The organism is Mycobacterium sp. NGS34 (genome assembly GCF_059812845.1).
Window position 1 is genome coordinate 26914 of record NZ_JCALDM010000020.1, and the last position, 13779, is coordinate 40692.

A 13779-nucleotide genomic window follows, 5' to 3' on the forward strand; every position below is an offset into this window, starting at 1 on the left:
GTGTACCCGCCATCATCTGACCAAAGGCGTTGCTCTCTATAGGATTTCCGATGCGAGCCGCGACCGGTCCCATTGGGGCATCGCGCGTTCGACGTCGCGGGTGATTTCTACTCGAACGCCGGAACCGATTCCGGCGCAATGCTTCTCGTCGGTCGCGACGCCGGGCCAACCCCGGTAACCAGACGGCGGGCCGGGCAGGCACGACTGGCCGTTCGCGGGCCGGGCCTTCACCGCCGCGCTGCCGTGGCTGGCCGGAAGGCTGGGCACCCCGGGCGTCGCGCGCTCGGCGCTGCCCCCGCTTCCCCGCTGCCATCGGCGTCGCCCGCTCAGGTGGTGGTTCCGGCTCAGCGTTCCAGCGCGGCCGGCAAGTAGCGACAACACGATTCGCCGCCAGGCGTTCGTCAAGCCGTGGCGCCACGCACTCCGGCGGCGCATCCGCGTGCGGCGATGAGCAGAAAATGGAAATCCGATAACGCCGTATCGGCGTGCCATATCGGTATATTGTCCGGCCGTGGGACCTCCCCGACTGTTTTCCTATGACCCGCCCGATCCGCCCGAGCCATCGGCCAAGGAGCGGATTCGCGACGCCGCGCTGAGCTGTTTTGCCGTTCGCGGGATCGCCGCCACGTCGCTGCGCGCGGTCGCCGGGACCGCGGAGGTCTCGATCGGGCTGGTGCAGCACCACTTCCAGACCAAGGCCGCGCTAACTGCCGCCGTCGATCAGTACGTGCTACAGGTGCTCAATCAGGCACTGGAGTCGACAGCGCTACCCGATTCGCCATCGGACGCGCTGCACGAAGCCGGGCGCCGACTGATCGCGCTCATGGCCGAACGCCCCGATGTAATGACCTACCTCGGGCGCGCGCTCGCCGAGGGCGGCGCATTCGGGTCGGTCATCTTCGCCGGTCTTCTGGGCATCAGCACGGCCCAACGCGAACATTTCCTGGCGCAGGGCAACACACAACCAGACCTCGACCCAGACTGGGCGGCGATCAACGTCGTTATCCTGCGCGTCGGCGCCATCATTCTGCATCCGTACATCGAGCTCCACTTGGGCAAATCGTTCTTCAGCGAGCAGCAGCTGCGACGCTGGGACGCCTCGGTGACCAGCCTTCTCCGGCACGGCCTGTTCCTCGAGGAACCCGACCCCCCAGCCGGGGACAACGTCGCTTGGTGAGCGAGCGTCACTCCTGAACCGCCCTATCGGGGACGTCACATTTTCGCTTTGGCGCATCGTCTGAGCAGCCGAGCCATCGGCCAGGTGCTATACACAAAACACCATGGATGAGCTCGACGTAACCGCTTATACCGCGCAGCTTCTCGATCCCGAGGACCCGCAACACAGTTTGGTGTTGCAGCGGCTCAGAGCCGACGCCACCGTGGAGTTCATCGACCATCGCGACACTCAGCTGGCCAACCTGCGCGCCCTCCGGCCACCCCCGCCTGCCGAACTCCTGGCCGAACGAGTCCGATGGGCCTACTACCCCTGGCGGCGCGCGGTCGTGGCGGTGCTCGGCCCGCGCGGCTATCGCGCCGTACGTCTGGACCGCAACCGCAACAACATCACCCCGCACGAACAGGAACAGCTCGGCCGGCTGCGAATCGGCGTGGCCGGCCTCAGCGTCGGCCACGTGATCGCGCACACCCTGGCCGCCCAGGGGTTGTGCGGCGGCCTGCGGCTCGCCGACTTCGATCACCTGGAACTGTCGAACCTGAACCGGGTGCCGGCCACGGTGTTCGACATCGGCGTCCACAAAGCCTGCGTGGCCGCCCGCAGAATCGCGGAGCTCGACCCCTACCTGCCGGTCGAGGTTGTTGGTGCCGGACTCACATTCGATACCGTCGAAACCTTCGTGGACGGGCTCGACATCGTGGTGGAAGAGTGCGATTCGCTCGACATGAAAGCCGTTCTGCGTGAAGGCGCCCGGGCCCGGCGCGTCCCGGTGTTGATGGCTACCAGTGACCGCGGGCTGGTCGACGTGGAGCGTTTCGATCGAGAGCCTGAGCGCCCGATCCTGCACGGCCTGCTCGGGGACCTCGACATCGCGTTGCTGCCCGGGATGAGCAGCCGCGAAAAGGTCCCGCACATCCTGCGTCACCTTGAGGCAGAACAGCTTTCGCCTCGCACGGCCGCCTCACTGGTCGAGATCGACCGCACGGTGTCGACGTGGCCGCAACTGGCGTCGGATGTGGTGCTGGGCGCGTCGGCGTTGGCGGAGGCCGTGCGCAGAATCGGCCTCGGCGAGGAACTGCGGTCGGGCCGCACTCGCATCGACATCGGCTGGGCGCTCAACCAGCTCGACGAGCCCGACATGGCCCGGCACCGACCCGCACCTGCGGAACATCACGAGGCGCCGGAACTGCCCGGCATACCCGGCGTGGTCGCCGCCGCCGCGATCCGCGCCCCCTCCGGGGGAAACGTGCAGCCCTGGCTCATTCAAGCCGGACCCGCCGACATCACGATCGACATTGCCGCCCAACACACTTCGACCATGGACGTCGGATTTCGCGGCAGCGCCGTCGCGGTCGGCGCTGCCCTCTTCAACGCCAGAATCGCCGCGGCGGCACACCATGCCCTAGGACCGGTCACCCTCGCCGAAGACGTTGACGGATCGCCGTTGCGCGCCACCCTGAAATTGACGGACGGAGCCGACGCCGGCCTGGCCGCCCTCTACAAACCCATGCTCGAGCGCTCCACCAATCGCCACCACGGCAGCCCCCAACCACTGGAGACCGCCACCATCGAGGCGCTCACCGCCGCGGCGGAGAGCGAGGGCGCGAGGCTGGTCCTGATCACCACCAAGGACGACATTGCCGCAGCGGCAAGGATTCTCGCGGCGTCCGACCGCACCCGCTACCTGACCCCGCACCTGCACCGAGAGATGATCTCCGAACTCCGCTGGCCCGGCGACCCCGACCCGGACACCGGCATCGAGGTGCGCAGCCTCGAACTCGATGCCGGCGACCTGGCGGTCCTCGAGATCCTGCGCCGCCCGGATGTCATGGCGCACCTGGCGCAATGGGACGCGGGCAGCGCGCTCGGTGAGGACACCCGCGACCGCGTCCAGGCCAGCTCGGCACTGGCCGTCGTCAGTGTGCCCGGACACGACCTTCGCGACTACGCGAAGGGAGGCGCGGCCGTCGAGCTGGTCTGGATCACCGCCCAGCAGCACGGGCTGTGCGTGCAACCGGTCTCGCCGGTGTTCCTCTACGCACAAGGCAGGGCCGACTTCGAGGAGCTGTCGCCCCGGTTCGCCGACGAGCTGACACAGTTGCAGCGCGAGTTCCGGGGTCTGGTCGACTTACCCGCCGACGAGTCCATCGTGCTGGTGCTCCGGCTTGCGGCCGCGCCGCCGGCATCGGCACCGAGCCGCCGCAGTTTCGACCGGGCTCGGGTGCTGAATTGAGCGAATCATTGCTAGACGCGCTATGCAATGCCGTCCCCCCGCGCCAGATGCAGCTACGGTAAGGACAATGTCGGGCGCATTGGACCACCTGGTTACCGCTGCGGCCGCCGAGTTGATGGCGGCCACCTCGGGTGACTCTGCCGCGATCAGTCAACGGGTGCTCAGCAACTTGGTCAGCGACCTGGGCGTGGACTTCAGCTTTCTGCGCCACAACGATCACACGATCCGTGCCACGGTCCTCGTCGCCGAGTGGCCGGCCCGCAACGCCGACCCCGACCCGATCGGCGTGGTGTATTTCGCCGACGCCGACTCGGTCTTCACCAGGGCCGAGCATCTCAAAGTTCCCGAGGTGGTGCGTCCCGAGGCCGCAAACCAGGACTACCAACAGAACATCGACGAGGGCACCGGGTGGGGCACTGTCTCCCTTGCCGCAGTGCCGTTGCTGTCCGGCGATGTCACGACGGGCACCCTCGCCTTCGGCAAGGTGGGCGACCGTGAATGGCTGCCGGAAGAGCTGAACGCGCTGCAGGCGATCGCCGCGCTTTTCGCTCAGCTGCAGGCCCGCATCGTCGCCGAAGAACAAATCCACTACCTCGCCGAGCACGACGACCTCACCGGGCTGCTGAACCGCAGGGCGCTGATCGCATACCTCGACAAACGGCTGGCCGACAAGGATCGGGGCCCGGTCTCGGTGATCTTCCTCGCGCTGGACCGCTTCAAGGTCATCAACGAACGCCTCGGTCAACAGGCCGGCGACCGGTTCATCGTGGCCTTCGCCGAGCTGCTGCGCGAGGCCGCCGACGTTCCCTCGGTCATCGCCCGCTTCGGCGGTGATGAATTCGTCGTCGTGCCGACCGCGTCGATGGACGCCGAAGCGGCCGAAGGGTTCGCTCAGTCGCTACACACTCGACTTCATCGGCGTGTCGTGATCGACGGCGAGTTGCTCAGTCGCACCGCAAGTATCGGCGTCGCCGCCGGGGTGCCCGGATCGGAGACAACTTCCGATCTGCTCCGCCGAGTCGATCAGGCCACCCGGTCGGCCAAGAGTTCCGGCGGCAACAAGGTGGCAACCTTCAATCCGGACATGTCCAGGACGGACATGATCCGCAACGACATCGAGCTGCACCTGGAAGGGATGATCGACAGCGATAGCGATGCGCTGGTGCTCCATTACCTGCCGGAGTTCGACATGCGCACCGGCGAGATCCTCGGGACTGAGGCGCTGATCCGTTGGCAGCACCCGACTCTTGGACTGTTGATGCCCGATTCGTTCATCAAGGTGGTGGAATCGATCAACCTCGGGGCAAAACTCGGCCGGCTCGTGATCCGTTCGGCGTGCAGGCAGTTTGGGCTCTGGCAATCCCGCGGCATCGGACACGGCGCCGTCCTGCGAATCAATGTGTCGCCCGTGCAGCTCGTCACCGACGGCATCGTCCACACGGTCGCGACGACGCTCGAGGAGTTCGACCTCGATCCCAGCACAGTGTGTCTGGAGATCACGGAAAGCGTCGTGGTCGAGGACATCGACGCCACCCGCAAAACGCTGTTCGGGTTGAAGGACATCGGCGTGCAGATCGCGATCGACGACTTCGGCACCGGTTACAGTGTGCTGACCTATCTGAAGTCCCTTCCCGTCGATGCGCTCAAGATCGACAAGGGGTTTGTCCGCAGTGTCGATACCAACGCCGGTGATTTGGCGATCGTCCGGTCGACACTGGCGCTGGCCGACGCCTTCGGGCTCGAGGTCGTGGCCGAAGGGGTCGAAACGGTGGCCGCCGCCAGGACGTTGCTCGACCTGGGTTGCTATCGGGCGCAAGGCTTTCTGCTGTCGCGCCCCCTCGACGGCGCGGCGATGGAGTCGCTGCTCGCCAGGCGGGTCATTCCGATGGACTTCTCCGACGCCGGCCGCGGGAAGCTGGCCGGCGCCTAGGGGCGCCGTTGAAACAGGTAGTAGTACGTCGGGGTCTTGTCGTCGAGCTCCCGCTCGTCACCGGTGGATAACAGCGTCCAGCCGGGGGCGAATCGTCGCTCCATCTCGGCGTGATCGATGCCGGGCACGCCGAACCTCCCGCCGGGCGGGAACGCGACGATGTACAGCCGCGCATCGGGTGCCGCCACGGCACTGACCTCCCGGACGTACGCCTCACGATCGGCCCCGCTCATGTTGTGGATGCAGCCGTTGTCGACGATCAACTGGAAACCCGCGCCGATCCCGGACTGGCTCAGCTGCGTGACGTCGGCGCGGGCGAAGTCGACGGAGACACCGGCGGCGCCGGCCTTGGCCCGCGCCTTTTCGAGTGGCTTTTCGACATAGTCCACCCCGGTGACCTTCCAGCCGCGTTGAGCGAGGTAGATCGCGCAATCCCCGGTGCCGCAGCCGAGGTCGACGGCCGATCCAGGGGGCAGCCCGGGCGTGTCAGGGGTGCCCTCGACCAGGCTTCGCAAACCCTGCCCGATCGCATGTCCCTCCCACGGCGTGAAGCCGACCCGGTAGAAGAACCGAAATCGCGTGTGTCGAGAAGCCATGGCCGCAATGATTCCATTCGCGGGGAAGGGGCCGCGTCCGACCCCTGCCGGCAGCCTCGGGCCGGATTATTGGCGTCGTTTTATCCTGGCCATGATCGGGGCCGCCGCAACCATGGTGAACGGCACGGCCAGCGGGAAATCATCTGCCATAGAATCGATTTCGACCCGGCGAACGATGGTGGCCAACGCCAGTGTGGCCTCCAGCATCGCGAAGTGATCTCCGATGCATGAGCGCGGCCCGCCGCCGAACGGCATGTATTGCCAACGGTCGCGGCCCTTGTCGCGGTCGGGACTGAATCGGTCCGGGTCGAATCGCAGCGGGTCGTCCCACAGGGTTGGATCGGTCTGCACCGCCATTCTTCCGAACGCCAGCATCGTGCCCGCTTTTACGCGGTAGCCCGCGACCTCCACATCGCGGGTCGCCATCCGGGTTCCGGTCGGGCCGGGCGGGCACAACCGAAGCGCCTCCTGCAGAACCCGAACCGTGAAGCCAAGCCCCGCAACGTCATCGGGTGTGAGCTGGCGATCGCCGAGCGCGGCGACTTCGGTTGCGACGCGCTCCTGCAGTTCGGGATGGCGGCCCAGCGCCCACAGCGCGTACGTGAGTGTCGTCGCCGTGGTGTCGTGGCCGGCGAACAAGAAGATGATCATCTCGTCGCGGATCTCGCTGTCCGACAACGACTGACCGGTTTCCGGGTCGGTGGCGGCGATGAGCGCATGCACCAGTGGCGCCTCCCTGCCCGCGTCGGCGCGGCACTGTTGGAGGATCTCGTCTGCAAGCTCCCGAATCGCACGGGCCGCCGCCCGGGCACGACGCCGCGCCGGTGTGGGCATCCACTCCGGTGCGCGCAGCGGTCGCAGGGCGCGCCGCACGGCGTAACTCGTCGCCACCCGCAGTGGCTCGGCGATCGCGTCGGATCGCTCGTCGAGATCGAGACCCAAAACCGAGCGGCCCAGCGCCCGCAAGGTCAGGGTGCGGCACTGATCGTCCAGGTCGATCTCGGCGCCCTCCCCCCACGTGGCACACACCGTCTCCGCGGCCTCGGCCATGTGTCCGCCGAACTGGCGGACACGCTGACGGGTGAACACCGGCTGCAGGGTGCGTCGGCGAGGCAACCATTCGCTGTGGGGCAACACGAACAGGTTTCCCCCGAGCAGCCGGCGAAGTTCGGTGGCTACCGTGCTCGTCTTGTCGATGGAACCGTCTCGCACGCTGACGATGTCGCGGATGCCTTGCGGGGACGTCGCCAACACGATCGGCGGGATCAGCCAACTCGGTCCCAGAGTGACCCGGGTCACGGGCCCGCCGGCATCACGAAGCCTGTTCGTGCCGAAATGAAATTCCCTGATAGCCCTGAGGCGTTCGCGATACGGAAGCGGATTTTTGGGCGCCAGCGGCAACGCGGCGACGTCTCGCACGGGCCGCTCAGTGGTAGACACGGCTTGACCCTAATCGGCGGGCCCGCGAGGGGCCGTTCACCGGTGCGCCCACGGTTTCCGTGTCATCGCGCGGGAGCCGATGTTATCCAAACGGTAATTGCCGCCAATGGGATCGCCGCCGGCGGTGACGGTTCGCATGACTCCTCCGGATCGACCCGATTTCTCCTAAGCCGAGATACGACCGAGAATTTCGGAGTTTTCCGCGCACATCAGCTTGAATTGTTCGGCTTCGGCATGCGTCGCGATGGTGCGGCGGTCCCACCACATCACCTTGGTGCGGTAGTCCTCGGTGGGATAGGCGGCCGCCGGTATCCGGGAGGCCACGACGCCTCCGGAGGATCGCCATTGCTCCAGCACGTGGGCCGCCGCGGTGGCCATGACGAACTGGACGCCCAGCAGCGTCATCATCGGCAGCGCGGTGCGGGCCAGCACCCGGGACAGCGCCCGGCCGCCGTATTCGCGGGAGTCGGTCCAGGCGCTTTTGACCTCCACGACGCCGAAGGGGATCCGGTTGGCGATCATATGGCGCAGCACGGGCCGCCCCGGGCTGCCGCTCCACTCCTCAAGCGCGTGGGAGTCCTCCGGTGCGCGCAGGGGTCCCACGACGCGCGTGCCGCCGACCACCCGGCCCGCCGGATCGACCGCGGCGAAGAACAGGGTCGTGTCGGCGCCGTCGCGAACCGCGTCCAGGTCGAGAACCCATTCCAGCCCATGCCGGCGATAGCTGCGAAGCGCGCCCTCCAGGTATTGATCCCAGAGATCGGGCTCCGCCTCCGGCGTGGACGCGGCGATCCAACATCCGGTCGCCTCATCGCGCCAGCCCGCCCCACCTTCCACCCACGAGCCGTCAATCGCCTCACTGGCGAGCTGAGCCGCTTCCATTGGTATCCCTTCGGTTCATAACCATGACAACCGGACTATTTCACCGGCGCGCCTCGAATTATTTCCTAAAAATTGCGCACAACAAATAACCAGCGGTATTTCTTCTCTTGAGCATCGTTTGTCGTGGCCAAACCGTTAGCGTTACCGATCAGTAATCGGCAACGAGCCGAGAGTTTGCGCTCGAAGACGCGATATCGCCTCGTCGGTGGGCGACCCGGTGATCGGCTCGCCGGCCCAGGGCGGGTCAACCGTGGCGCTACCCCCCGGCCCGGGCCGCTACCCAAGCGGCGGTGACCTTCAGTTAACGCGTCCCGGCCCCTCCACACGCAGATGATTCAACCCGACGCCGATGAGGGCTTCTACCTGTGGATTCCCTGCCAGGCCGCGGCCGCGAGACCGCGGGTTTGCTGCAGCCGCTCGGGGGAATCGCCTGCGCTTTGCGCCGGCTTTCGTGGGATTCCGGGATATGGGGTGCGCGCACGGCGCCGCCGAAGGCGCCGAATTTCAGCGCTGGGACGATTTCCTTCGACAGCCGAAATTTCGGTAACTGACCGCTTTTAAGCAAGCAACTGCGGGTGGATCTCGGCGAAAACCGGCCGTGAGGCAGACTCGACGTCGTGACGGCCCGGACGACCGTGGCGCGGGTACGGCGCGCCATATTCGCGCGGCACTGCAACCCGTGGAGCGCCTGGACGCGCTGGGCGAGCGCTCCGCTGACGCTCCTGCCCGTCTGGACGCGGCGATGGAGCCACGCGGCGTGGGTGGCGCTTTGGCTCGCCGTCAACCCGGTCGTCTTCGGCAAACCGGCGGACGGAAGCGCCTGGTCGACCCGGGCGATGCTGGGCGAGGAACTGTGGATCAGCCGTCGCCCCCGGGACGCCGCGATGCTCGTCAGCGCCGTGACGTCCGCGTCCGCGGTGGGCGCCGTCGTCGCCGCCCGCCGCCGTCGGGCGAGACCGGCAGCGATCGCCACCGCGCTGCAGATGGCCCTGACGCTCGTGTATTGGGAGCAGATGGTGCGCTATTTTGACCGCCAGGCGCAGTAGCGTTGCGGCATGCCCGACGAACCGACAGTCCCCGAATCCGACCCCGGGTACGACAGCGCCGGCGTCCCGACTTTCGAATCCGTTCGCGAAAAGATCGAGTCCCGGTACGCGACGGCAGAGGGCGCGGCGGAGCTCGACGCCGACACGGCCGAGGGCCGCTCCGTCGAGGAGCAATACGACGAGCGCCAGCGCGCCGCGGCCGAGCGGCTGGCGCAGATCCGGGAGTCGATGCGCCCCGACGAGCGTTGAGGTGCGTGCGTTCACCGTCGATGAACGGCGTAACCGCCTGGCGCGCAGGCATTTCCTTGCCGCGGACGACACCACGCCCATAACCCGGGTGATCGGCGGGCTGGTCGGCCTGCACGCGACGGACCCCGCCACGCCCTACCTGTCGCTGTGGGCGCGGTCGCCGGGTTTCGCGACCGCCGACCTCGAGGCGCAGCTGTACGAGAAGCGCTGCGCGGTCAGGCATCTGGCGATGCGCCGAACGCTGTGGCTGGTGCGCAGCGAGGACCTGACGACGATTCAGTCGGCCGCCAGCGATCGGGTCGCCGACAACGAACGTCGCCGCCTGGCCGCCGATGTGCGCAAGGCCGGGGTGGCCGTCGACGGCGACCGCTGGCTCGACGCCGCCTGCTCCGCGGTGGTGCGCCACCTCGGTGATCACGGCCCGGCCAGCAGCACCGAACTGCGGGCCGTGCTGCCCGAGCTGGCCGGAACATACGACCCGGCGCCCGGAAAGCGTTGGGGCGGCGAGGTTCCGCTGGGTCCGCGGGTGTTGACGGTGCTGTCGGCGGGCGGCGAGATCGTTCGTGGGCCCAACGACGGCGGCTGGACCACGTCGCGGCCGCGCTGGGCGACCGTCGCGCACTGGCTCGGCGACGTGGGCGACCCGCCGCCGGACCGGCGAGCCCGGGCGGAGCTGACGCGCCGCTGGCTGGCGACGTTCGGGCCGGCGACCGTCGCCGACATCAAGTGGTGGTTCGGCAGCACGCTGACGGCGGCGCGACAGGCCCTGGCCGACGTCGGCGCGGTGGAAGTCGATCTGCACGGCAGCGGCGCCGGCTGGGCGCTGCCCGACGACCTCGACCCCGAACCCGCTGCGCCGCCGTGGTGTGCGCTGCTGCCGGGCCTGGACGTCACCACAATGGGCTGGTTTCAGCGCGATTGGTACCTCGGCGAGCACCGCGCCCAGGTTTTCGACCGCAACGGCAACGCCGGCCCCACAGCCTGGTGGACCGGGCGCGTGGTGGGCGGCTGGTATCAGGATGACGACGCCCGCGTCCGCCTGCACCTCCTCGAGGACCTTGGCCGCGACGGGCGGCGTGCCCTGCAGCGCCGCGCCGACGAGCTCACCGCGTGGCTGGACGGCGTGCGGATCAGCCCCCGCTTCCCGTCACCGCTGTCGAAGGCCGCCGGCCGCCCGGGCTGATCGCGCAGACCCACCGAGACTGCGCTCAGCGCGCGGATTTCGCGAAATCTACGCGCTGAGTGCAGACTCGGCGCGGCCTCTTGGTCAGGCGGTGACCTTGCGGCGCCCGCTCGACCGCCGCGGCGGGGCGGGGCTGCCGACGACGTCGGCCAGGAACTTGCCCGTGTAGCTCTCCGGCACCGCGGCGATGTCCTCCGGGGTGCCTTCGGCGACAACGGTTCCGCCCTCGGCGCCACCCTCCGGCCCCATGTCGACGATCCAGTCCGACGTCTTGATGACGTCCAGGTTGTGTTCGATGACGATGACCGTATTGCCCTTGTCCACAAGGCCGTTGATGACGCTCAACAGCTTGCGGATGTCGTCGAAATGCAGCCCGGTCGTCGGCTCGTCGAGGATGTAGATGGTCCGGCCGGTCGAGCGCTTCTGCAATTCCGCGGCCAGCTTGACGCGCTGCGCCTCGCCGCCGGACAGCGTCGGCGCGGGCTGGCCGAGCCGGACGTAGCCCAGCCCGACGTCGACGAGCGTGCGCAGATACCGGTGGATGCCGCTGATCGGCTCGAAGAACTCGGCGGCTTCCTCGATCGACATGTCCAGCACTTCGGAGATGGTCTTGCCCTTGTAGTGCACTTCCAGGGTTTCCCGGTTGTAGCGGGCGCCGTGGCAGACCTCGCACGGCACGTACACGTCGGGCAGGAAGTTCATCTCGATCTTGATGGTGCCGTCGCCCGTGCAGGCCTCGCAGCGACCGCCCTTGACGTTGAACGAGAATCGGCCGGGCTGGTAGCCGCGGACCTTGGCCTCGGTGGTGGCCGCGAACAGGGTGCGGATCTTGTCGAACACCCCGGTGTAGGTGGCCGGGTTGGACCGCGGCGTGCGCCCGATCGGCGACTGGTCCACCCGCACCAGCTTGTCCAGGTGGTCCAGCCCGGTGACCCGGGTGTGACGGCCCGGGACCTGCCGGGCGCCGTTGAGCCGGTTGGCCAGCACCGCGGCCAGGATGTCGTTCACCAGCGTCGACTTGCCCGAGCCCGACACGCCCGTCACCGCGGTCAGCACACCGAGCGGGAACGACACGTCGATGCCGCGCAGGTTGTGCTCGCGCGCGCCGACGACGGTGAGCTGGCGCTTGTGGTTGACGGGCCGCCTGATCGCGGGGATCTCGATCTTTTCCTTGCCCGACAGGTAGGCGCCGGTGATCGACTCCTTGTTGGCGAGGAGTTCGGCGTAGGTGCCGCTGTGCACGATCTGGCCGCCGTGCTCGCCGGCCCTCGGGCCGATGTCGACGATCCAGTCGGCGTGCGCGATGGTGTCCTCGTCGTGTTCGACCACGATCAGCGTGTTACCCAAATCCCTTAGGCGGGTGAGGGTTTCGATGAGGCGGCGGTTGTCGCGCTGGTGCAGCCCGATGGACGGCTCGTCGAGCACGTAGAGCACGCCCACCAGGCCGGACCCGATCTGGGTGGCCAGCCGGATGCGTTGGGCCTCACCGCCGGACAGCGTGGCCGCGGCGCGGGACAGCGACAGGTAGTCCAGCCCGACGTCGAGCAGAAATCCGAGCCGCGACTGGATTTCCTTGAGCACCTGCCCGGCGATCGCCTGTTCGCGCGCCCCGAGGGTCAGCGCGTTCAGGAAGTCCGAGCAATCCGAGATCGACAGCTCGGACACCTCGGCGATGGACTTCTTAGCCGGCCGGCCCTTGAAATCCCCAGCCAGCGTGACGGCCAGGATCTCCGGCTTGAGCCGGGTGCCTTCGCAAACCGGGCAGGGCACGTCGCGCATGAAGCCCTCGTAGCGCTCCTTCATCTGCTCGGATTCGGTCTGGGCCATCTTGCGCTGCAGGAACGCCAGCACGCCCTCGAAATCGGCGTAGTAGGACCGGGTGCGCCCGTACCGGTTGCGGTACCGCACGTGCACCTGGTGGTCGGATCCCTCGAGGATCGCCTTGCGGGCCTTGGCCGGCAGCTTGCGCCACGGCGTGTTCACGTCGAAGCCCAGCTCCTCGCCGAGCCCGGCCATCATCCGGGTGAAGTACTCCGCGGTGTGGCCCGTGGACCAGGGCGCCACCGCGCCGTCGGCCAGCGTGCGTTCGGGGTCGGGCACCACCAGGTCGGGGTCGACCTCCTTGCGGATGCCCAGGCCGGTGCACTCGGGGCAGGCGCCGTAGGGCGAGTTGAACGAGAACGACCGCGGTTCCAGGTCGTCGACGGCCAGCGCGTGCCCGTTGGGGCAGGCCAGCTTCTCGGAGAACCGCTGTTCGCGGTTGTGCGCGTCGTGCTCGTGGTCGACGAACTCCAGCACCACGATGCCGTCGGCCAGGTTCAGCGCGGTTTCCACCGAGTCGGTGAGCCGCTGCTTGGCGCTGGCCTTGACGGTCAGGCGGTCGACCACCACCTCGATGTCGTGCTTTTCCTGCTTCTTCAGTTTCGGCGGATCCGTCAGCGAATGCACCACGCCGTCGACCCGAACCCGGCTGTAGCCCTGCGCGTTCAGCTTCTCGAACAGGTCGGCGAACTCGCCCTTGCGGGTGCGCACCACGGGCGCGAGCACCTGAAACCGGGTGCCCTCCGGCATCACCAGCACCTGGTCGACGATTTGCTGGGGCGTCTGCCGGGCGATGCGCTCGCCGCAGACCGGGCAGTGCGGCGTGCCCGCGCGGGCGTAGAGCAGCCGCAGGTAGTCGTAGACCTCGGTGATGGTCCCGACGGTCGACCGCGGGTTGCGGTTGGTCGACTTCTGGTCGATGGACACCGCCGGGGACAGGCCCTCGATGAAGTCGACGTCCGGCTTGTCCATCTGGCCCAGGAACTGGCGGGCGTAGGCCGACAGCGACTCCACGTAGCGGCGCTGGCCCTCGGCGAAGATGGTGTCGAACGCCAGCGACGACTTGCCCGACCCGGACAACCCGGTGAACACGATCAACGAGTCGCGCGGCAGGTCGAGGTCGACGCCACGCAGGTTGTGCTCGCGGGCGCCCTTGACGATCAGTCGGTCAGCCACGCTGCCTTCTTTCAGGAACTATCAACGAATCTTTACGTGCTGTAGCCGT

The 13779-nt window shown here is 67.8% G+C and carries 10 protein-coding genes and 1 pseudogene; 7 read left to right on the top strand and 4 right to left on the bottom strand.

The window, feature by feature from the left end; all coding sequences use genetic code 11:
- Positions 1-190 precede the first annotated feature (190 nt).
- The 4 genes and pseudogenes from AC5Y7V_RS28815 to AC5Y7V_RS28830 all read left to right on the top strand — a co-directional run.
- A pseudogene (locus AC5Y7V_RS28815) lies at positions 191-372 on the top strand (esterase family protein); the annotation flags it as partial.
- Positions 373-511: 139 nt separating this feature from the next.
- Positions 512-1177 (top strand): TetR/AcrR family transcriptional regulator, encoded by a 666-nt coding sequence (locus AC5Y7V_RS28820; RefSeq protein WP_499883446.1) that lies wholly within the window; start codon positions 512-514, stop codon positions 1175-1177.
- Between the two features lie 103 nt (positions 1178-1280).
- Entirely contained in the window at positions 1281-3407 is a 2127-nt protein-coding gene (locus AC5Y7V_RS28825; RefSeq protein ID WP_499883447.1) for an Rv1355c family protein, read from the top strand.
- A 67-nt stretch (positions 3408-3474) separates the two neighbouring features.
- Positions 3475-5337: a putative bifunctional diguanylate cyclase/phosphodiesterase gene (locus AC5Y7V_RS28830; protein ID WP_499883448.1), complete on the top strand. Its 1863-nt coding sequence runs from the start codon at positions 3475-3477 to the stop codon at positions 5335-5337.
- On the opposite strand, the gene AC5Y7V_RS28835 is transcribed toward AC5Y7V_RS28830, so the two are convergent.
- The 3 genes from AC5Y7V_RS28835 to AC5Y7V_RS28845 form a co-directional block, all read right to left on the bottom strand.
- Entirely contained in the window at positions 5334-5933 is a 600-nt protein-coding gene (locus AC5Y7V_RS28835; RefSeq protein ID WP_499883449.1) for a class I SAM-dependent methyltransferase, read from the bottom strand. The genes AC5Y7V_RS28830 and AC5Y7V_RS28835 overlap by 4 nt on opposite strands.
- A gap of 66 nt (positions 5934-5999) precedes the next feature.
- Positions 6000-7373, bottom strand: a complete 1374-nt coding sequence (locus AC5Y7V_RS28840; protein ID WP_499883450.1) for a cytochrome P450 — start codon at positions 7371-7373, stop codon at positions 6000-6002.
- A 165-nt stretch (positions 7374-7538) separates the two neighbouring features.
- Positions 7539-8255 (bottom strand): hypothetical protein, encoded by a 717-nt coding sequence (locus tag AC5Y7V_RS28845; RefSeq protein ID WP_499883451.1) that lies wholly within the window; start codon positions 8253-8255, stop codon positions 7539-7541.
- Positions 8256-8872: 617 nt separating this feature from the next.
- Between AC5Y7V_RS28845 and AC5Y7V_RS28850 the strand changes: the two genes are divergently transcribed.
- The 3 genes from AC5Y7V_RS28850 to AC5Y7V_RS28860 are packed head-to-tail and all read left to right on the top strand — an operon-like array spanning position 8873 to position 10733.
- Positions 8873-9301 (top strand): DUF6653 family protein, encoded by a 429-nt coding sequence (locus AC5Y7V_RS28850; protein WP_499883452.1) that lies wholly within the window; start codon positions 8873-8875, stop codon positions 9299-9301.
- Between the two features lie 9 nt (positions 9302-9310).
- Positions 9311-9550 (top strand): PspA/IM30 family protein, encoded by a 240-nt coding sequence (locus tag AC5Y7V_RS28855; protein WP_499883453.1) that lies wholly within the window; start codon positions 9311-9313, stop codon positions 9548-9550.
- 1 nt (position 9551) lies between these two features.
- On the top strand, positions 9552-10733 hold the full coding sequence (locus AC5Y7V_RS28860) for a winged helix DNA-binding domain-containing protein (protein ID WP_499883454.1): 1182 nt from the start codon (positions 9552-9554) through the stop codon (positions 10731-10733).
- An 84-nt stretch (positions 10734-10817) separates the two neighbouring features.
- On the opposite strand, the gene uvrA is transcribed toward AC5Y7V_RS28860, so the two are convergent.
- The gene (gene uvrA / locus AC5Y7V_RS28865; RefSeq protein ID WP_499883455.1) at positions 10818-13730 is read right to left on the bottom strand and encodes an excinuclease ABC subunit UvrA; all 2913 of its coding nucleotides are present in this window, start codon (positions 13728-13730) and stop codon (positions 10818-10820) included.
- Between the last annotated feature and the right edge of the window lie 49 nt (positions 13731-13779).

What these genes read in the sequence shown, in the direction of transcription:
- AC5Y7V_RS28825 (WP_499883447.1), top strand. Translation starts at nt 1,281, where the DNA reads ATGGATGAGCTCGACGTAACCGCTTATACCGCGCAGCTTCTCGATCCC.
- AC5Y7V_RS28830 (WP_499883448.1), top strand. Translation starts at nt 3,475, where the DNA reads ATGTCGGGCGCATTGGACCACCTGGTTACCGCTGCGGCCGCCGAGTTG.
- AC5Y7V_RS28835 (WP_499883449.1), bottom strand. Translation starts at nt 5,933, where the DNA reads ATGGCTTCTCGACACACGCGATTTCGGTTCTTCTACCGGGTCGGCTTC.
- AC5Y7V_RS28845 (WP_499883451.1), bottom strand. Translation starts at nt 8,255, where the DNA reads ATGGAAGCGGCTCAGCTCGCCAGTGAGGCGATTGACGGCTCGTGGGTG.
- AC5Y7V_RS28855 (WP_499883453.1), top strand. Translation starts at nt 9,311, where the DNA reads ATGCCCGACGAACCGACAGTCCCCGAATCCGACCCCGGGTACGACAGC.